This window comes from Pseudomonas sp. CCOS 191, assembly GCF_001007005.1.
GTDB lineage: Bacteria > Pseudomonadota > Gammaproteobacteria > Pseudomonadales > Pseudomonadaceae > Aquipseudomonas > Aquipseudomonas soli.
In genome coordinates this window covers 558,988-578,935 of sequence record NZ_LN847264.1, presented here as the reverse complement: position 1 = coordinate 578,935, position 19,948 = coordinate 558,988, and the positions used below count along the sequence as shown (strand labels likewise).

Below are 19,948 nucleotides of genomic sequence, written 5' to 3'. Positions count from 1 at the left end.
AAGCCCGTTCTACAAGGTCGTGTTTTGGACTTTGTGGGAGCGAGCTTGCCCCGCGATGCGTTTGGGTGAACAGATAGTGCTGCTGATCATGCTGACTATTCCCAGGAGGCCCTTATTTTTAACGCCCTCTTAAGATTCTCGTATTGTTGCGTATGTGAAAACGTGCCTCTCCACTGTTTGCTTAGTATTTTTTTACGCAACGGAACAGAATCCTTGAAGATAAGATACTCACGGAAAACTTCCTGGGCATCGGAGCTAGTAATTCCCCCATGAATTTTTACATTCCCCGTCGTCTTGTTTATTAAATAGAGATTCTGGTGATCCATCCTGTAATCGCCGTATGCAAGACTATCCAAAAGCTCTAGCGCTCCAGCTGCAGACCGTCTGTTGACAAGCAGTGACTGCCTGCTTGCATTTTTGGCAACCCACCGTCCATAGTCTTCCGGCTTAAGGCCCATGGGAAGACTGCTTTCAAAATTGGCTTGCAATGCGTCATAGCTTGGCCTCACGAATTTCTCACCACTGTCCACATGTAGCGTCATTGCATCCGTTAAGTTTGCTGCGCCGGTAAATACCACACTGCCAGGGTTCTGGCTGTTTACCCTTGGAACTATCGCGCTCCAGACAACGCGCTGCTCTGGCCATCTCCCTACGGTTGTCTTTTTATACTGATATCCAGCCCGTCCTGAAGGATCAATACGATTGATGGGATCTCCCTCACTGTAGGCATATGCATTCAACCCTCCGGCAGCAAATGGACTGAGCACATCAGGGCTGTTAAAGCGCATCAGCCTCGTGCTGTACATACGATGCCCATTTCCCAACAGATAGCAGCCAGGTTCCGAGTCCCGTAGATAACCGGCATAGCCCAGTAAGGCAGCGTGATCCCCAGGAGGCTCAAAGCCGTAGGGAGCATAGACATGACCAAAATGCCCGGAGCCCCAGGCGGTGAAGGTGATCGAACCATCGCTGCGTGTGCCGGTAAGCAGCCCGTCACCCTGCCCGACCTGCGCCAAGGCACCTCCCGCTCCACGCACGATACGCCTGCCCGCCCCCACTTCTCCGACGACCACAGGCCTACCTTCCATATAGAAAAAGTACTTCATCGCACACCTGCCAAACGGAATTTCAAACAAGTATTGGTGGTCGTGGAGCACTCTGAAACTGGCACTTTTACCAGTCTCGACAGCTGCGGGCAGGCGTTAGGATGAAAGGTTCATGCCAGTCCGGCTCAAGAAACACCAGCGCGAAGAAAGCCCGCTCTCCCCCCTTCAGCATCGACGCCATCATCAACAATCAGGCCGATTTCTTTTTCACCGTAAAATCGACTTCCAGATCGGTGTGCGCCAGGATATTCACCAGTGCATCCAGCGAGAACTTGTCTATCTTGCCATTGAGCAAGTCACTCAAGCGTGGCTGAGTCAGATGCAGTCGCCGCGCTGCATCTTTCTGCGGCAGATCCCAGCATCGGACCATCTTGGTCAACACCCGCATCAGCTTCGCCCGAAGCCGCAGGTTCTCGGCCTCTTCGGGTGAGTCGAACAGCGCATCCCATACTGAAGTAGAGCGTTCGTTTGTCATTGCAAATCCCTCTGTGCATCGTGATGAGGCAACGATAGAGCTATATCGGTATCGATATAAGCGATATTGCATGACAAGGTTTTGCGACGGATGACGTCCACCTGCATACCGTCGGGCGCACGACAGGGGGCTCGGTGATAGCAACTTGTAAATTCATAAAGTGGGGGTCACTAGGTGCTCGCCACGATTTTTGCAGCGCCTAGCAGATCGAGCGCCGCCCGCGCGGCGCATCGCGGATGAATCCGCTCCTACATTTGTCGCAACGTGGCCATGCCTGATAGGCCATGGTTGTTAGCCTTGTGCGCTCGACGCGATTTTTCGATGGGCATTGCCGCAGCCTCACCTGTCTTAAGCCCTGCGCCAAGGCTGGCAACCATGGCCTGACAGGTTCGGTACGTTGCAACAAATGTAGGAGCGGATTCATCCGCGATGCGCCGCGCGGGCGGCGCTCGATTTCACAGGCGCTGCAACTCTAACTTCGAACATCGTTTACAGTCCGCCATTAGCGATTTCTGCCCCCATATCACCCACACCAATTAACCTGTCCCCTGCCCCACCACCCCGCCTAGACTCGCTGCACCCCGAACCAGGAATGCAGCCATGTCCGAGCAACTCCTCAGCAGCCGCAACCTCGCCTTCGAACTCTACGAAGTCCTCGACGCCGAGGCCCTGACCCAGCGTCCGCGCTTCGCCGAGCATAGCCGCGAGACCTTCGACGCGGCGCTGACCACCGCCCGCACCATTGCCGAAAAGTACTTCGCCCCGCACAACCGCAAAGGCGATGAAAACGAGCCCCGCTACGTGGACGGCCGCGCCGAGCTGATCCCGGAAGTGAAACCGGCCGTGGACGCCTTCCTCGAAGCGGGCTTCCTCAACGCCAACCGCGACTTCGAAGTCGGCGGCATGCAGTTGCCAAGCCTGGTATCACAGGCCTGCTTTGCCCACTTCCAGGCCGCCAACGCTGGCACCACGGCCTACCCGTTCCTGACCATGGGCGCGGCCAACCTGATCGAGAGTTTCGGCACCGAAGAGCAAAAGCGCCTGTTCCTGCAGCCGATGATCGAGGGCCGCTACTTCGGCACCATGGCCCTGACCGAGCCCCATGCCGGATCGTCGCTGGCCGATATCCGCACCCGCGCCGAACCCGCCGGCGACGGCAGCTACCGGCTCAAGGGCAACAAGATCTTCATCTCCGGCGGCGACCACGAGTTGTCGGAGAACATCGTGCACATGGCCCTGGCCAAGCTGCCGGACGCGCCAGCCGGGGTGAAGGGCATCTCGCTGTTCATCGTGCCCAAGTATCTGGTCAACCCCGACGGCAGCCTGGGCCCGCGCAACGATGTGCTGCTGGCCGGGCTGTTCCACAAGATGGGCTGGCGCGGCACCACTTCTACCGCGCTCAATTTCGGCGACAACGGCCAGTGCGTCGGCTACCTGGTCGGCCAGCCGCACCAGGGCCTGGCGTGCATGTTCCAGATGATGAACGAGGCGCGCATCGGCGTCGGCATGGGCGCGGTGATGCTCGGCTACGCCGGTTACCTGTATTCACTGGAGTACGCCCGCCAACGCCCACAGGGCCGCCTGCCGGACAACAAGGACCCGCACAGCCCCGCCGTGCCGATCATCGAGCACAGCGACGTCAAGCGCATGCTGCTGGCACAGAAGGCCTACGTGGAGGGTGCTTTCGACCTGGGCCTGTACGCGGCCCGGTTGTTCGATGACTCCCACACGGCGGCGGATGCAGAGGCACGCCGGCAAGCCCTGGAGCTGCTCGACCTGCTCACGCCCATCGTCAAGTCCTGGCCTTCGGCGTTCTGCCTGAAGGCCAACGAGCTGGCAATCCAGATCCTCGGCGGCCACGGCTACACACGCGAGTACCCGGTCGAGCAGTACTACCGCGACAACCGCCTCAACCCGATCCACGAAGGTACCGAAGGCATCCAGTCCCTTGACCTGCTCGGGCGCAAGCTGGCACAGAACGGCGGCGCCGGGCTCAAGCAGCTGATCCGCCTGATCGCCGGCACGTGCGAGCGCGCCAGCCATCATCCGAACCTCGACACACTACGCCAGCCACTGGAGCAGCTGGTCAATCGCCTGCAAAGCGTGACCCTGGCCCTGCTCGGCGACCTGGCCCAAGGCAAGGTCGCTGGGGCCCTGGCCAACTCGGCGCTGTACCTCAAGGCCTTCGGCCACTGCGTGATCGGCTGGCGCTGGCTGGAGCAGGCGATCCATGCCGAGGTCGGCCTGCTCAAGGGCAGCGACCGCGACTTCTACCTGGGCAAGCTCCAGGCCGCGCGTTATTTCCTCACCTGGGAAGTGCCGGGCTGCCATAATGACCTCGCTTTGCTCGAGGCCCGCGACGATACGTGCCTGGGCATGCAAGAGGGGTGGTTCTAGGGGGAGCCACCGCGCACACGGAGGTTTCCCATGTTCGACTCCAGCACCCTGCTGCGCCAGCGCTTCGCCGCGTTGCGCAGCACGGCCGAACTGTTCTCGCTTCGCCATGTGAAGCAATCGCAGCAGTCACTGTCAGTACGGCGCAACGTCGCCGAGCCGCCCTTCTTCAGCCAGGACGAAGGCGCCATGCTCACCGTGCGGGTCAACGGCGTCGAGGCCTACGCGGCCACCGCCGACCTGTCCCAGGCCGGCCTGCAACGCGCGCTGGAACAGGCCGAGGCACTCGCCCGGCGGATCAAGGCCAGCAGCCTGCTCGACCTGAGCGGCCAACCCGCCCCAAGCGGGCGTCACGATCATGTCTCGCCCAATTTCGAACAGTCCCTGCCCAACCTCGCCGACTGCCTGGAGCTGCTCGTCGCCGAGTCCGCCAGCGTACCCAGGGACGAGCGCCTGGTGGACTGGCAGGCAAGCCTGGGTTTCAGCGTGGTCGAACAGACCTACCTGAACTCCGCCGGCGCCGAGCTGCGCCATGCCCAGCGCTTCATCTACCCAGGCCTGGGCGTCACCGCCAGCGACGGCCAGGACAGCCAGAGCCGCAGCCTGGGCCGGGAGAACTTCGGCCAGCAAGGCGGCTTTGAAGTGGTCGAGCGCTGCGGCCTGCTCGGCGCGGCCCGCCGGGTGGCCGACGAGGCGCTGCAATTGCTGCTGGCGCCGAACACCCCGGCCGGTCAGCGCGATCTGTTGCTGATGCCCGACCAGATGATGCTGCAGATCCACGAATCCATCGGCCACCCGCTGGAGCTGGACCGCATTCTCGGCGATGAGCGCAACTACGCCGGCACCAGCTTCGTCAAAGCCAGCGATTTCGGCCATCTGCAGTACGGTTCGAAGCTGCTCAACGTGACCTTCGACCCGACAATCCACGAGGAGCTGGCCAGCTACAGCTTCGATGACGACGGCACTCCGGCCAGCAAGCAGTTCCTGATCCGTGATGGCCTGCTGGTGCGCCCCCTGGGTGGCGCCCTGTCGCAACTGCGCTCGGGCCTGGACGGCGTGGCCAACAGCCGCGCCTGCGGCTGGAACCGCGCGCCGATCGACCGCATGGCCAACCTCAACATCGAGCCGGGCGAGCAGACGCTGGCGCAACTGATCGCCGGCATCGAGCACGGCATCCTGATGCGCACCAACCGCTCCTGGTCCATCGATGATGCGCGCAACAAGTTCCAGTTCGGTTGTGAGTGGGGCCAACTGATCGAGAACGGCGAACTCAAGGGCGTGGTGAAGAACCCGAACTATCGCGGCATCTCCGCCGACTTCTGGCGCAACCTCTCGGCGGTCGGTGACCGCAGCACCTTCCAGGTACTCGGCACGCCCAACTGCGGCAAAGGCGAGCCCAACCAGGTGGTGCGGGTCGGCCATGCCTCGCCGGCCTGCGTGTTCCGCCAGATCGATGTATTCGGAGGGGACGCCTGATGAGCACCGTCTACCAGCAACGTTTCGAAAGCTTGCTCGATAGCCTGAACGCCGCCGTGCAGCCCGGCGAGCAGTTCACCCTGGGCTACAGCGCCGAGCACTCGCAGTTCGTGCGCTTCAACCATGCCAAGGTGCGCCAGGCCGGGCTGGTCAGCCAGGCCAGCGTGCAGTTGCGGCTGGTCCGCGAAGGACGCCAGGCCGAGCAACAGATCACCCTGGGCGACGATGCCGAACTCGACCGCCAGCGCCTGCACGACGCCCTCGCGCAACTGCGCCAGACCCTGCCGCTGCTGGCGGTGGATCCCTACCTGAACCTCGACGACAGCGCCTGGCACAGTCATAGCCTGCTGGAGCAGCCACTGCCCGAGCTGGACGAAGTGCTGGCCTTGGTCGAGCGCGAAGCCGGCGACCTGGATCTGGTCGGCATCTATGCCGCCGGCCCCATCTGCCGCGGCTTCGCCAGCTCGTTCGGCGCCTTTGGCTGGCACCAGGCCAACAGTTTCAACTTCGACTGGAGCCTGTTCCACGCCAACGGCCAGGCCGTCAAAGCCAACTACGCAGGGCAGGCCTGGAGCGGCGAAACCTTTGCCGCGCGCCTGCGTCAGGCTCGCGAACAGCTGGCGCACCTGGGGCGCCCAGCCGTCACCCTCAAGCCTGGCAGCTACCGCGCTTACCTGGCGCCAGCGGCGATGGACGAGATCGCCGGCATGCTGTGCTGGGGTGGTTTTTCCGCGCAGGCGCTGGCCACTGGCAACAGCCCGTTGCAGCGCCTGTACAACGGCGACGCGCAGTTGAGCCCGCTGGTGAGCTTCCGCGAACAAGTCAGCGGCTCGCTGAGTCCGGCCTTCTCCGACGAGGGCTCGCCGCGCCGCGACCTGCTGCTGATCGGTGAAGGGCGGGCGCTGGAAAGACTGGTGAGTGCGCGCAGCGCCGTCGAATTCGGCCAGCAGGCCAATGGCGCCGACAGCTACGAGTCGCCCTGCGCGCTGAGCCTGGCGCCGGGCAACCTGCCCGGCGAGCAGATTCTCGAACGTCTGGGCACCGGCCTTTACATCAGCAACCTCTGGTACCTGAACTACTCGGACCTGCCGGCGGCGCGCATGACCGGGCTGACGCGCTTCGCCACCTTCTGGGTGGAGAACGGGCAGATCCAGGGCCCGGTGAGCACCATGCGCTTCGACGACAGCCTGTACAACCTGTTGGGCAACCAGCTGGAGGACCTGAGCCAGGAGCGCGAGATGATCCTGTCGACCAGCACCTATGGGCAGCGCAGCACCGGTTCGAGTCATCTGCCAGGGGCGTTGGTGAAGGGGTTGACCCTGACACTGTGATTCGCAGGACCGGCCTCATCGCTGCGGTTCGTCGCCACGACAAGCCAGCTCCCACACTGAACGGCGTGCGTTGCCCCTGTGGGAGCCGGCTTGCCGGCGATGAGGCCGCCCCAGGCAAAACAGGACATTGAGGTAACCCATGCCCGACCGTGCCCCGCTGGACCCCGTCACCGCTCGCTGGATCCCCTGGGTGGTGGCCATCGCCTTCTTCATGCAATCGCTTGACGGCACCATCCTCAATACCGCGCTGCCGGCCATGGCCCGCTCGCTGGCCGAAGACCCGCTGCGCATGCAGGGGGTGATCATCGCCTACATGCTCACCGTGGCCCTGCTGATCCCGGCCTCGGGCTGGATTGCCGACCGCTTCGGCACCAAGCGCATCTTCTTCAGCGCCATCCTGCTGTTCAGCTTCGGCTCGCTGTTGTGCGCCATGGCCAACAGCCTCGGTTTCCTGATCTTCGCCCGGGTGGTGCAAGGCCTGGGCGGCGCACTGATGCTGCCGGTCGGAAGGCTGGTGGTGTTGCGCGCCTACCCGCGCAGCGAACTGGTGCGGATCATGAGTTTCATCACCATCCCCGGCCTGCTCGGCCCGCTGCTCGGCCCGACCGTGGGCGGCTGGCTGGTGGAAATCCTCAGCTGGCACTGGATCTTCCTGCTCAACCTGCCGGTGGGCGCCGTGGGTTGCTATGCGGTGTGGAGGTTCATCCCCGACCTGCGCGGCGCCGAGCGCACCACCTTCGACGGGCCGGGCTTCCTGCTGTTCGGCGCGGCGATGGTGCTGATCACCATCGCCATGGAAGGCCTGGGCGAACTGCACCTGCCGCACCTGCGGGTGATGCTGTTGCTGTTCGCCGGCATGGCCTGCCTGGCCGCCTACTGGCTGCGCGCCGGGCGTGACCCGGAGCCACTGTTCTCGCCGTCACTGTTCCGCGTGCGCACTTTCGCCATCGGCATCCTCGGCAACCTGTTCGCCCGCCTGGGCAGCGGCGCCCTGCCCTTCCTGGTGCCGTTGCTGCTGCAAGTGGCGCTGGGTTATTCACCGGCCCAGGCCGGGATGAGCATGATTCCGCTGGCGGCGGCGGCGATGCTCGCCAAGTCGGTCGCCCGGCCGCTGATCGAGCGCCTCGGCTACCGCATCGTGCTCACCGGCAACACCCTGCTGCTGGGCCTGCTGCTGGCCAGCCTGGGGCTGGTCGACGAGCAGACGCCGTATGCGCTGCTGCTGGCGCAGCTGGCAATGCTGGGCGCGGTGAACTCGATGCAGTTCACGGCGATGAACACCGTGACCCTGATCGACCTCGACGACGCCAGCGCCAGCAGCGGCAACAGCCTGCTGTCGGTGGTCGCGCAACTGTCGCTGAGCCTGGGCGTGGCCTGCGCCGGCGCGCTGCTCGGTGGTTTCACCGCGGCCGGCAGCGCCGAGGGCGTCGAAAGCACCCTGGGGGCGTTCCAGCTGACCTTCGTCACTATCGGCGTGATGGCCATGCTGGCGGCGGCGATCTTCCTGCAACTGGCGCCGACAGACGGAAGGCGCGCCCGTCGTCCGGAAGAACACGTCGAGTCGTAGGGCGAATGGCTGTGAGGCTGGTAGACTGTGCGACATTTTTCGCTTCGCACCGCAGGCCCGCCTCGTGACCGTTGAAACCACCGCCTTTGCCACCCTCCCGCTGTCCGCCGCCATGCTGGCCAACCTGGACGCCCTGGGCTACGCCTCGATGACCCCGATCCAGGCCCAGAGCCTGCCGGTGATCCTCAAGGGCCAGGACCTGATCGCCCAGGCCAAGACCGGCAGCGGCAAGACCGCCGCCTTCGGCATCGGCCTGCTCAACCCGATCAACCCGCGCTACTTCGGTTGCCAGGCGCTGGTGCTGTGCCCGACTCGCGAGCTGGCCGACCAGGTGGCCAAGGAGCTGCGCCGCCTGGCCCGCGCCGAGGACAACATCAAGATCCTCACCCTGTGCGGCGGCGTCTCGCTGGGCCCGCAGATCGCCTCGCTGGAGCACGGCGCGCACATCATCGTCGGCACCCCTGGGCGCATCCAGCAGCACCTGGACAAGGGCACCCTGGTGCTCGACGGGCTGAACACCCTGGTCCTCGACGAAGCCGACCGCATGCTCGACATGGGCTTCTTCGACGCCATTGCCAGCATCATCGGCAAGACCCCGTCACGCCGCCAGACCCTGCTGTTCTCGGCCACCTACCCGGCCGGCATCGAGCAGTTGGCCAAGGCCTTCATGCGCCAGCCGCAGCAGGTCAAGGTCGAGGCGCTGCACAGCGACAACCAGATCGAACAGCGCTTCATCGAGATCGACGCTCAGCAGCGCCTGGACGCTGTGACCCGTGTACTCGGCCACTACCGCCCTCAGTCCTGCGTGGCGTTCTGCTTCACCAAACAGCAGTGCGAAGACGTGGTCGCCCATCTCACAGCCAAGGGCATCGTCGCCCAGGCCCTGCACGGCGACCTGGAGCAGCGCGACCGTGACCAGGTGCTGACCATGTTCGCCAACCGCAGCAGCTCGGTGCTGGTAGCCACCGACGTCGCCGCCCGCGGCCTGGACATCGATGGCCTGGACATGGTCATCAACGTCGAACTGGCGCGTGATGCCGAGATCCACGTGCACCGCGTTGGCCGTACCGGTCGTGCAGGCGAGAAAGGCGTGGCGATCAGCCTGGTGGCGCCGGCCGAGGGCCATCGCGCCCAGGCCATCGAAAACCTGCAGAAGCAGCCACTGCGCTGGGAACAGCTGGACAGCCTGAAGAACAAAGGCGGCGAGCCGCTGCTACCGGCGATGACCACCCTGTGCATCGCCGCCGGGCGCAAGGACAAGCTGCGCCCAGGCGATATTCTCGGTGCGCTGACCGGTGACGCCGGGCTGCCGGGCAAGCAGGTGGGCAAGATTGCCATCTTCGACTTCGTCGCGTTCGTGGCCGTGGAGCGGGCAGTGGCCAAACAGGCCATGCAGCGCCTGAACAGCGGCAAGATCAAAGGTCGCGCGCTGAAAGTCCGTATCGTCTGAAGTCTTTTTGGGGCTGCTGCGCAGCCCATCGCCGGCAAGCCGGCTCCCACAGGGTTTGGTGTTATCCCTGTGGGAGCCGGCTTGCCGTGGCGACGAACCGCGCCGATGGGCCGCGCAGCGGCCCCGGCTATTGAAGAGGTAACACCGTGCACTCCACCGACGTGATCATCCTCGGCGCCGGCGCCGCCGGCCTGATGTGCGCCCTGCTCAGCGCCCAGCGCGGGCGCCGGGTGCTGGTGCTCGACCACGCCAACAAACCGGGCAAGAAGATCCTCATGTCCGGCGGCGGGCGCTGCAACTTCACCAACATGTACACCGAGCCCGCCAACTTCCTTTCGCACAACCCGCACTTCTGCAAGTCGGCGCTGGCCCGCTACACCCAGTGGGACTTCATCGAGCTGGTGTGCAAGCACGGCGTGCCGTACCACGAGAAGAAACTCGGCCAGCTGTTCTGCGACAACAAGTCCAGCGACATCCTCGACATGCTCCTGGCCGAGTGCGACCAGGCCGGTGCCGAGCTGCGGATGAACACCAGCATCGACAAGATCGAAAAGACCGAGGCCGGCTACACCCTGCAGACCAGCGCCGGCCCATTCGCCTGCCAGTCGCTGGTGATCGCCACCGGCGGCCTGTCGATCCCGACGCTCGGCGCCAGTGGCTTCGGCTACCAGGTCGCCCGCCAGTTCGGCCACGAACTGCTGCCCACCCGCGCCGGCCTGGTGCCGTTCACCATTACCGAGCCCCAGCTCAAGGCACTGTGCACCGAGCTGTCCGGCACCTCGCTGGACTGCATCGCCAGCTGCAATGGCACCAGCTTTCGCGAGAACCTGCTGTTCACTCACCGTGGCCTGAGCGGGCCGGCGATCCTGCAGATCTCGTCCTTCTGGGAGGCCGGCGACACGGTGGAGATCAACCTGCTGCCTGATCGCGACGCCCTGGAATGGCTGCAAGGCCAACAAGCCGAGCGTCCCAACAGCGAGCTGAAGACCGTGCTGGGCGAGGTATTCACCCGCAAGCTGGCCAACTTGCTGGCCGAGCAGTGGTTCGAGTCCAAGCCGCTGAAGCAATACACCCCGGCGGAACTGGCGCAGGTCGCCGAAAAATTGGCGGCCTGGCAGGTGGTGCCGGCGGGGACCGAAGGCTATCGCACCGCGGAAGTGACCCTGGGCGGCGTGGATACCCGCGAAGTGTCTTCGAAAACCATGGAATCGCTGAAGAGCCCTGGGCTGTACTTCATCGGCGAAGTGCTGGACGTGAGCGGGCACCTGGGCGGTTTCAACTTCCAGTGGGCCTGGGCTTCGGCCAACGCGGCGGCGCAGTTCGTGTAGAGTAGAATCCATTCAGCAGCACGGAACGCTTCTTGCTGGTCCTGTGTTGTGAAGGGTGCAAAACCATCGCGGGGCAAGCCCGCTCCCACGTCAAAACGGTGGGAGCGGGCTTGCCCCGCGATGTTGCCCCAGAGATTCTTTTTCGAATACTGCCCAGCAGGCCATCATGTCATCGAGCTCGTTCCGCCATTCATTGCGTCGCCTGTGGGGCCAAGACAAGTTCAGCTATGCCATCCGCGTGACCATCGCCCTCACCGGCAGCATGGCCTGGTGCTGGTACCAGAACGAGATGAGCCTGCTCATCCCGCTGTTCCTCGGCATCATCGCCAGCGCCCTGGCCGAGACCGACGATGGTTGGCAGGGACGCCTCAGTGCCCTGCTGGTCACCCTGGGCTGTTTCGCCATCGCCGCGCTGTCGGTCGAGCTGTTGTTCCCCTATCCCTGGATCTTCGCGGTCGCGCTGGCCCTGGCGGCCTTTTCCCTGACCATGCTCGGGGCCTTGGGCGAACGCTATGGGGCGATCGCCTCGGCCACCCTGATCCTCTCGGTCTACACCATGATCGGCGTCGACCAGCGCGGCGGAGAGGTCAGTGATTTCTGGCACGAGCCTTTGCTACTGGTGGCGGGGGCGGCGTGGTACGGGCTGCTGTCGGTACTGTGGCAGGCATTGTTCGCCAACCAGCCGGTGCAACAGAGCCTGGCCAGGCTGTTCTACGAGCTGGGCAGCTACCTCAAGCTCAAGGCCAGCCTGTTCGAGCCGGTCCGCACCCTCGATGTCGAGGCCACGCGCCTGGAACTGGCCAAGCAGAATGGCAAGGTCGTGGCCGCGCTCAACGCCGCCAAGGAGATCATCCTGCACCGGGTCGGCAACAGCCAGCCCAACTCCAAGGTCAGCCGCTACCTCAAGCTGTACTTCCTGGCCCAGGACATCCATGAGCGGGTCAGCGCCTCGCACTATCCGTACAACGGCCTGACCGAGGCGTTCTTCCACAGCGACGTGATGTTCCGCTGCCAGCGCCTGCTGCGCAAGCAGGGCTCGTCCTGCCAGGAGCTGGCGCGCTCGATCCGCCTGCGCCAGCCGTTCGTGCTTGCCAGCGGCTACCCCGAGGCACTGGAAGACCTCAACGCCTCGCTGGAGCATCTGCGCACCCAGAACAACCCGGCCTGGCGCAGCCTGCTGCGCTCGCTGCGGGCGCTGGCCGCCAACCTGGCCACGCTGGACCGCCTGCTCAGCGCCGCCAGCAACCCGGACAGCCTGGCCGATGCCAGCGACAGCAGCCTGCTCGACCGCTCGCCACGCAACTTCAAGGATGTGTGGAAACGCCTGCGCACCCAGCTGACGCCTACCTCGTTGCTGTTCCGCCACGCCCTGCGCCTGTCGCTGGCCTTGTCGGTGGGCTATGGCATGGTTCACCTGATCCACCCGACCCAGGGTTACTGGATCATCCTCACCACATTGTTCGTCTGCCAGCCCAACTATGGCGCGACGCGGCGCAAACTGGTGCAACGGATCATCGGCACCGCCATCGGCCTGACCGTGGGCTGGGCGCTGTTCGACCTGTTCCCCAACCCGATCGTCCAGTCGCTGTTCGCGGTGGTCGCGGGGGTGGTGTTCTTCGTCAACCGCACCACCCGCTACACCCTGGCCACGGCGGCGATCACGCTGATGGTGCTGTTCTGCTTCAACCAGATCGGCGATGGCTACGGGCTGTTCCTGCCACGCCTGTTCGATACCCTGGTCGGCAGCCTGATCGCCATCCTCGCGGTGTTCCTGTTCCTGCCCGACTGGCAAGGCCGACGGTTGAACAAGGTGCTGGCCAACACCCTCGCCTGCGCCAGCGAGTACCTGCGCCAGATCATGCAGCAATATGCCCATGGCAAGCGTGACGACCTGGCCTACCGCCTGGCCCGGCGCAATGCGCACAATGCCGACGCGGCACTGTCGACCACCCTGGCCAACATGCTCATGGAGCCAGGACATTTCCGTAAGGAGGCCGACGTCGGCTTCCGCTTCCTGGTGTTGTCACATACCTTGCTGAGTTACCTCTCGGGGCTGGGCGCGCACCGCGATACAGCGCTGCCGGCCGAAGTCCACGAGCAGTTGATCGATGGTGCCGGGCGGAGCCTGGCCAGCAGCCTGGACGAGATCGCCAATGGCCTGGCGGCACGCTTGCCGGTGGCGATCCACAGCGACGCCGAAGAGGCACTGGCCAACGCGCTGGAACAGATGCCCGAGGAGCTGGACGAGCATCAGCGCCTGGTGCAGACGCAATTGGCGCTGATCTGCCGGCAGTTGGGGCCGTTGCGGACCTTGGCCGGGCATCTGATCAAGGAAGGTCAACCCGCCTGATCGCCCGCTCCCACGCCACGAGTGGGCTCAGAAACCATGCTGGCGCATCAGGCGGGCGTAACTGCCGTCGGCCTTCATGGTGGCGATGGCCTTTTCGAAACGCGCCACGATCTTCTTGTGCTCCGGGTGCTTGAGGCTCACCAGGATGTGCAGGCTGTTCTCGCCCAGCGGCGGGTCGACGAAGGTCACACCCTCGCGCACCTGCTGCGGCTCGCGCTGCAGGTTGTAGCGCGCCACGTACTCATCCTCCACCGCCAGGTTCACCCGCCCGGCCGCCAGCATGCGCACCGCCGATGAAAAGTTGCGCACCAACACCTTGTTCAGGCGTTCGTCGCTGTCGAATTCGGGGGAATAGGCGTAGTCGCGCACCACAGCGATGGTGTAAGGGTACAGGTCAGCCTGGCGGGCATAGGCAAAAACCTCGCCTTCACGCTTGAGCAGGCGGATGCGGTTGACCAGGTAGGTTGCAGAGAACTGGCCGATCAGGGTGCGTTCCTGGTTGTACCAGGCATTGATCAGCACATCGTAGCGCCCCTCGCCCACCCCCATCAGCGCCCTGGCCCAGGGCACCTCCTCGAACTCGGTGGCGTAGCCGGCGCGGGTCAGCGCCGTGGTGACGATGCTGGTGGCCAGTCCGCCACCGGGCATGCCGGTATCGGTGAAAGGCGGCCAGCTGTCGGCCACCAGCCGCAGCTTGCCATGGGCCAGGGCAGGCCCCGCGCACAACAGTCCCAGTAATCCAAGAACGCAAAGCAGTGGCCGCATGCTCAAATCCTTTCGAAGTTGGGGGCCCACGCTGGTGACGGCGATCTCTACTAGCAACAGAGGTTGCAGATTACACAAGCCAAATCCTGGCGACAGCGGACGATAATGTCATTTAGCCTCTATTTTGGCCGAATCCTGGACGGCGTCATTCTCCCTCGTCGTGACCGCCTGGATTTGCGATGATCGACGGTCAACCGAAGGAGTCCTCCCCCATGTCCATCGAGTGGATCTGCAAGCACCATGGCGACCTCGCCAAGGAACAACTCTACGCCATCCTGCAACTGCGCACCGAGGTGTTCGTGGTCGAACAACGATGCGCCTACCAGGAAGTCGACGGGCTCGATCTGCAAGGCGATACCCTGCACCTGATGGGCTGGGACGGGGACCGACTGGTGGCCTACCTGCGTTTGCTCGACCCGCAATCACACAATGGCGACGTGGTGATCGGCCGGGTGGTGACCGCCCCGTCGGCGCGTGGGGGTGGGCTGGGGCATCAACTGCTGCTCAAGGGGCTGGAGTGCGCGGCGCACTGCTGGCCGGGGACGCCGGTGTACCTGTCGGCCCAGGCGCACCTGCAGGGCTACTACAACCGCCATGGCTTCGAGGTGGTGGGCGAGGAATACCTCGAGGACGATATTCCGCATATCGGCATGCGCAAGGGCTGAGGATATTGTCGCGGGGCAAGCCCCGCGATGCTCATGGGTAGCCCAGCACGTCACGGATCTGCCGCAGGTGCTGGATGATCCACTGCTTGTCGATAGCGCCCCAATCATGAATCCGGTAATGCCCGGCATGGTTGCGCGCACCGGCCTGCTGCTCGAACTCGCAGATGATGTCCAGGTCGGCCAAGGCGGCGATGGTGTCCTGGGCGGTACGCCGGGGCATGCCGGTGGCCTCCATCAACGCCGGCACACTGGTGGCGGTCTGACTGTCGATCAGCCAGGCCACGTAAAGGCGGCGGTAGAAGCTGCTGCGGGTCTTGCTCACTTCCGTGGTCATGGGGTGCTTGTCCCTCAGGTGTTGCCCGGCAGTTCCCGATAGGTCAGGTAGACGCGCAGGTCGAATTCAAGTTGATGGTAGTCCGGCTCCATGTGCTGGCAGAGCTGGTAGAACGCCTTGTTGTGATCGCGCTCCCTCAGGTGCGCCAGCTCATGCACCACGATCATGCGCAGGAACTGCGGCGCTGCCTCGCGGAACAACGAGGCGACGCGGATCTCCTTCTTGGCCTTGAGCTTGCCGCCCTGCACCCGCGATACCGCCGTGTTCAGGCCCAATGCACGGTGGGTGAGGTCCAGGCGGTTGTCGAACAGGACCTTGTCCAGCGGCGGCGCACTGCGCAGGTACTGCTGCTTGATCTCCTGGGCATAGCCGTACAGGGCCTTGTCGCTCTGCACGTCATGGCGTTCGGGATAGCGCTGGCGCAGGTAGTCGCCCAGGCGATCGCTGGCGATCATCTGGCGCACCTGTTCCTGCAGGTGCGGCGGGTAGGCTTGCAGGTAACGTAGGGCGGTCATGGCTGGCGTTCGGAACGAGAAGACGCGAGTTTAGCCAATCACGACGCCCATGGGAAAAACGCCGGGAAATCGCCAGCGGCGTCGGCAGTGAGCGGCCGGGCCACCAGGAACCCCTGCACGTAGGCGCAACCGGCGCCCTTGAGCCATTCGGCTTGGGCCCGGGTCTCGACACCCTCGGCGATTACCGTGATGTCGTAGGCCGCGCACAGGTCGATGACGCTGCGCACCAATGCGATATCCGCCGCCGAGTCCGGCAACCGCGCGACCAGGTGGCGGTCGAGCTTGAGCGTGTCGATGGGCAGGTCGCGCAGCATGCGCAACGAGCAGTCGCCAGCGCCGAAGTCGTCCAGCGCCACGCGAATGCCCAGCTCTCGCAGGCGGTGCACCTGCTTCACCGCCGCGTCGATGTTGTACATCAGCGAGGTCTCGGCAACCTCCACCTCCAACTGGGCGGGTTGCAGTTGATGCTTGTCGATCACCTGGGCCAGTTCATCGACCAACCCGGGCATGGTGAACTGGGCGCGGCTCAGGCTGATGCCCAGCACCAGTTGCGAACCAAAGCGATCGCTCCAGGCATTGCGCTGCGCGGCGCCCTTGCGATAGATCCAGCTGGCCAGGCGGTTGATCAGGCGAGCCTCTTCCAGCAACGGGATGAACAGCCCGGGCGGCACGTCGCCGACGCTCGGGTGCTGCCAACGCAACAACGCCTCGAAGCCCCGCAAGCGGCCATCGGCGAACGCCACCTGGGGTTGGTAGACCAGGCTGAAATCATTTTGCTCGATGGCCGTGCGCACGCTGTCCTCGAGCATCAGCCGTGAGCGGGCGCGGCCATTGAGTTCCTGGTCGTAGAAGCGGTACTGCTGGCGCCCAGCCTGCTTGGCCGCGTACATCGCCGCATCGGCCGCGCGCAACAGGCCTTCCACGTTGGCGCCGCAGTCGGGGTAGGTAGCGATGCCGATGCTCACCCCCAGGTTGACCTCGAGCCCATCCACCTGCTGGAAGCTCGACATGCGCTCCAGCAGCTTTTCGGCATAGCGGCCGGCCTGTTCGGGGTACGGCAGGCCGTCGAACAACGCGGTGAACTCGTCGCCGCCCATGCGCGCCAGCAGCGCCTCGCTGCCCAGGCACTCCTTGAGCTGGTCGGCCACCCAGCGCAGGACCTTGTCGCCGGCCTCATGGCCGAGCAGGTCGTTAATCCGCTTGAAGCCGTCCAGGTCCATGTACATCAGGGCCTTGGCCTTGTCCGAACGCTCGTTGCGCAGCAACGCGCTTTCGGCGGTCTGGTAGAAGCCACGGCGGTTGAGCAGCCCGGTCAGCGGATCGGTCACCGCCTGGTACTCCAGTTGCTGGTGCAGGCTGCGCACCACCGACATGTCCAGCACCGTCACCACCATGGCCTTCTGTTCGGCGGGCAGCGGCGCGCAGGACAATGCCACCGGCACCAGCTGGCCACCGAGGGTGCGCAGCTGGGCATCATGCACCCGGAAGATCTGCCGCCGCAGATAGGCCTGGTAGAAGTCCGACTCGTGCCACAGGTTGGCGCAGGGGAGCTGGATCAGGTCCAGCATGTGCGCGCCTTGCAGTTTATCCACCGGCGCATCGAGCAGGCGTGAAATGGCCGGGTTGGCGAAGCCGATACAACCCGTTTCGTCCACCACCAGGATGCCCTCGGCGGCATTTTCCAGGATCGAGGCGTTGAACGCCCGCGCCGACTCCAGTTCACGGGTCAGCCGTTGCAGCATGCGCCTGTTGCGCTGCTGCTCCAGCAGGGCCTGGACCTTGGGCTTGAGTATCTGCGGGTCGAACGGTTTGAACAGGTAGTCCACCGCGCCACTGGCGTAACCCTTGAGCACAGCGGCGTCGGACTGCTCGTTGGCGGTCAGGAAAATGATCGGGGTCAAACGCGTGCGTTGGCTGCCGCGCATCAGGCGGGCAACCTCGAAACCGTCCATTTCGGGCATCTGCACGTCAAGCAGAACCAGGTCGACCTCGTGCTCGAGCAAGGTGCTCAGGGCTTCCATCCCTGAACTGGCGGTCAATACCTGCCAATCCTGGCGGGACAGCAAGGCCCGCATGCTGATGAGGTTCTCCGGATAGTCGTCTACGACCAGCAGAACCGAACTGCTTTCCGGTGTTTGAGAATAAGCGCCATCCATGTTGCTTCTCTTGGTAAGTCCAACTGCGACTTGTTATTGGATCCGATTGTTACTCTAGTCTCGGCCTCCGAAGACGCAATGCAGGTGGATGGCTATAAGCCACTGGAGTTGATGTTAGCCGACTAACGGTATAAGCGCCGGACAGTCGACGCACGGCCCAGGCCTGAGCGTGCCGCAAAGGCTGCAGGCACAAAAAAGCCCGCATCGCTGCGGGCTCTTTCGTTGAACGGTGCCGGATCAGTTGATCTTGGCCGCCAGTTCACCTTTGGCATAGCGCTGGAACATGCCTTCCAGGGAGATCGGCTTGATCTTCGAGGCGTTGCCGGCGGTGCCGAAAGCTTCGTAGCGGGCGATGCACACGTCACGCATGGCCTTGACGGTTTCACCGAAGAACTTGCGCGGGTCGAACTCGCTCGGGTTCTGCGCCATCAGGCGGCGCATGGCGCCAGTGGAGGCCAGGCGCAGGTCGGTGTCGATGTTGACCTTGCGGACACCGTACTTGATGCCTTCGACGATCTCTTCGACCGGCACGCCGTAGGTTTCCTTGATGTCGCCACCGTACTGGTTGATGATCGCCAGCCACTCTTGCGGCACCGAGGAGGAACCGTGCATCACCAGGTGGGTGTTGGGGATGCGCTTGTGGATTTCCTTGATGCGGTCGATCGCCAGCACGTCACCGGTCGGTGGCTTGGTGAACTTGTAGGCGCCGTGGCTGGTGCCGATGGCGATGGCCAGGGCGTCCACCTGGGTCTTCTTGACGAAGTCGGCCGCTTCTTCCGGGTCGGTCAGCATCTGGCTGTGATCCAGCACGCCTTCGGCGCCGATACCGTCCTCTTCACCGGCCATGCCGGTTTCCAGCGAACCCAGGCAGCCCAGCTCGCCTTCCACCGAAACACCACAGGCGTGCGCCATGGCGACGGTCTGCTGGGTGACACGAACGTTGTACTCGTAGTCGGTCGGGGTCTTGCCGTCTTCACCGAGCGAGCCGTCCATCATCACCGAGCTGAAGCCCAGCTGGATGGAGCGCTGGCACACGTCGGGGCTGGTGCCGTGGTCCTGGTGCATGCACACCGGAATGTGCGGGAACTCTTCGATGGCAGCCAGGATCAGGTGACGCAGGAAGGGGGCGCCAGCGTATTTGCGGGCACCGGCCGAAGCCTGGACGATCACCGGGGAGTCGGTCTTGTCGGCCGCTTCCATGATGGCGCGCATCTGCTCGAGGTTGTTGACGTTGAAAGCCGGAACGCCGTAGCCGAACTCGGCGGCGTGGTCCAGCATCTGGCGCATGCTAATGAGTGCCATTGTGTATCTCTCTCCCGACAAGCGTCGTTTGTTTCGTGCAAGCCTGCCGCAGGGGCGGTTGCTGTTCAAGTAGTGTGGGCCACCTGCGCGGCCCGGCCAGTCACGGTGCCTTGCAGCCCCGCCCAATCAGATCGTTGGTCGCCACCCAGTACACCAGGCCTTCTTCGCCTTTGGTGTGGAAGGCCAGCATGCCATCGCTGTACAGCGCGCCAGAGGCGCCCGGCTCGGCCTTGAGCCGGTAGACCTGGTCGCCGCCCCCCAGGCGTACATCGACCGCGTCCTGTTGTGCATCGGCGAAGCGCCACAGCACTTCGGCCTGGCTGTCGCAGACCCAGCGGGTCCAGTTGTCCGCCGGGGCGGGTTGGGCGGGTTGCAGTAACGAACAGCCTGCCAGGGTCGCCAGGGCCAATGCGGCCAGAAGCGCTTTCATTCAATCACTCCGCCAGGGGCTGCAAAGCAGCCCTATGTTCAAGACCACAAAACAGCCTTCAGGTTGCCTGGCGCCCGATCAAGGGCAGCCCGGCGCCTTGCGCTGGTGCTCGTCGTCGTACTTTTCCAGGCCATCCGGGCCCAGGCGCTTGTTGATCACCGGTGCCGTCTCGGCCTGCCACTGGGACTGGTAGCAACCGCCCTTGGGCGGCTGCGCCGGGTCAGCCTCGCTGCCCGTGTTGCTGGAGCAGGCGCCCAGCAACACGGCCACGATCATCACAGGCAATTGCTTGACCATCAGGTCG

Annotated in this window: 17 protein-coding genes; 8 read left to right on the top strand and 9 right to left on the bottom strand. The window is 64.2% G+C overall.

The window, feature by feature from the left end:
* Positions 1-95: 95 nt before the first annotated feature.
* Together CCOS191_RS26960 and CCOS191_RS02700 are read right to left on the bottom strand one after the other, a co-directional pair.
* The gene (locus CCOS191_RS26960; RefSeq protein ID WP_231867467.1) at positions 96-1,136 is read right to left on the bottom strand and encodes an RHS repeat-associated core domain-containing protein; all 1,041 of its coding nucleotides are present in this window, start codon (positions 1,134-1,136) and stop codon (positions 96-98) included.
* Positions 1,137-1,296: 160 nt separating this feature from the next.
* Positions 1,297-1,581, bottom strand: a complete 285-nt coding sequence (locus tag CCOS191_RS02700) for a helix-turn-helix domain-containing protein (protein ID WP_046853958.1) — start codon at positions 1,579-1,581, stop codon at positions 1,297-1,299.
* A gap of 600 nt (positions 1,582-2,181) precedes the next feature.
* Between CCOS191_RS02700 and CCOS191_RS02695 the strand changes: the two genes are divergently transcribed.
* From CCOS191_RS02695 to yccS, 7 genes are all read left to right on the top strand, one after another.
* Positions 2,182-3,978, top strand: coding sequence for an acyl-CoA dehydrogenase (locus tag CCOS191_RS02695; RefSeq protein ID WP_046853957.1), 1,797 nt, complete (start codon positions 2,182-2,184; stop codon positions 3,976-3,978).
* A 30-nt stretch (positions 3,979-4,008) separates the two neighbouring features.
* Complete coding sequence (locus tag CCOS191_RS02690; protein WP_046853956.1) at positions 4,009-5,451, top strand: TldD/PmbA family protein; 1,443 nt, start codon at positions 4,009-4,011, stop codon at positions 5,449-5,451.
* Entirely contained in the window at positions 5,451-6,782 is a 1,332-nt protein-coding gene (locus CCOS191_RS02685; RefSeq protein WP_046853955.1) for a TldD/PmbA family protein, read from the top strand. Before CCOS191_RS02690 ends, CCOS191_RS02685 begins: the two co-directional genes overlap by 1 nt.
* A 139-nt stretch (positions 6,783-6,921) precedes the next feature.
* Positions 6,922-8,349: a multidrug transporter subunit MdtD gene (mdtD, locus tag CCOS191_RS02680; RefSeq protein ID WP_023632381.1), complete on the top strand. Its 1,428-nt coding sequence runs from the start codon at positions 6,922-6,924 to the stop codon at positions 8,347-8,349.
* A 112-nt stretch (positions 8,350-8,461) separates the two neighbouring features.
* Positions 8,462-9,799, top strand: a complete 1,338-nt coding sequence (gene dbpA, locus CCOS191_RS02675; RefSeq protein ID WP_231867496.1) for an ATP-dependent RNA helicase DbpA — start codon at positions 8,462-8,464, stop codon at positions 9,797-9,799.
* A 146-nt stretch (positions 9,800-9,945) separates the two neighbouring features.
* Positions 9,946-11,127, top strand: coding sequence for an NAD(P)/FAD-dependent oxidoreductase (locus CCOS191_RS02670; RefSeq protein WP_046853953.1), 1,182 nt, complete (start codon positions 9,946-9,948; stop codon positions 11,125-11,127).
* Positions 11,128-11,293: 166 nt separating this feature from the next.
* Entirely contained in the window at positions 11,294-13,477 is a 2,184-nt protein-coding gene (gene yccS / locus CCOS191_RS02665) for a YccS family putative transporter (protein ID WP_046853952.1), read from the top strand.
* A gap of 27 nt (positions 13,478-13,504) precedes the next feature.
* Here yccS and CCOS191_RS02660 read toward each other — a convergent pair whose 3' ends face one another.
* Entirely contained in the window at positions 13,505-14,242 is a 738-nt protein-coding gene (locus CCOS191_RS02660; protein WP_046853951.1) for a substrate-binding periplasmic protein, read from the bottom strand.
* A 212-nt stretch (positions 14,243-14,454) separates the two neighbouring features.
* Between CCOS191_RS02660 and CCOS191_RS02655 the strand changes: the two genes are divergently transcribed.
* On the top strand, positions 14,455-14,907 hold the full coding sequence (locus CCOS191_RS02655; protein ID WP_046853950.1) for a GNAT family N-acetyltransferase: 453 nt from the start codon (positions 14,455-14,457) through the stop codon (positions 14,905-14,907).
* Positions 14,908-14,938: 31 nt separating this feature from the next.
* On the opposite strand, the gene CCOS191_RS02650 is transcribed toward CCOS191_RS02655, so the two are convergent.
* From CCOS191_RS02650 to CCOS191_RS02625, 6 genes are all read right to left on the bottom strand, one after another.
* Entirely contained in the window at positions 14,939-15,241 is a 303-nt protein-coding gene (locus CCOS191_RS02650) for a winged helix-turn-helix domain-containing protein (RefSeq protein ID WP_023631707.1), read from the bottom strand.
* Positions 15,242-15,255: 14 nt separating this feature from the next.
* Complete coding sequence (locus CCOS191_RS02645) at positions 15,256-15,756, bottom strand: M48 metallopeptidase family protein (protein ID WP_023631708.1); 501 nt, start codon at positions 15,754-15,756, stop codon at positions 15,256-15,258.
* Between the two features lie 38 nt (positions 15,757-15,794).
* Positions 15,795-17,912, bottom strand: coding sequence for a putative bifunctional diguanylate cyclase/phosphodiesterase (locus CCOS191_RS02640; protein ID WP_046853949.1), 2,118 nt, complete (start codon positions 17,910-17,912; stop codon positions 15,795-15,797).
* 237 nt (positions 17,913-18,149) lie between these two features.
* Complete coding sequence (fba, locus tag CCOS191_RS02635; protein ID WP_023631710.1) at positions 18,150-19,214, bottom strand: class II fructose-bisphosphate aldolase; 1,065 nt, start codon at positions 19,212-19,214, stop codon at positions 18,150-18,152.
* Positions 19,215-19,314: 100 nt separating this feature from the next.
* Positions 19,315-19,644 (bottom strand): MliC family protein, encoded by a 330-nt coding sequence (locus CCOS191_RS02630; protein ID WP_023631711.1) that lies wholly within the window; start codon positions 19,642-19,644, stop codon positions 19,315-19,317.
* 78 nt (positions 19,645-19,722) lie between these two features.
* Positions 19,723-19,941 carry a hypothetical protein gene (locus CCOS191_RS02625; RefSeq protein WP_031315764.1) on the bottom strand — a complete coding sequence of 73 codons (219 nt, stop codon included), beginning with the start codon at positions 19,939-19,941 and terminating at the stop codon, positions 19,723-19,725.
* Positions 19,942-19,948 lie beyond the last annotated feature (7 nt).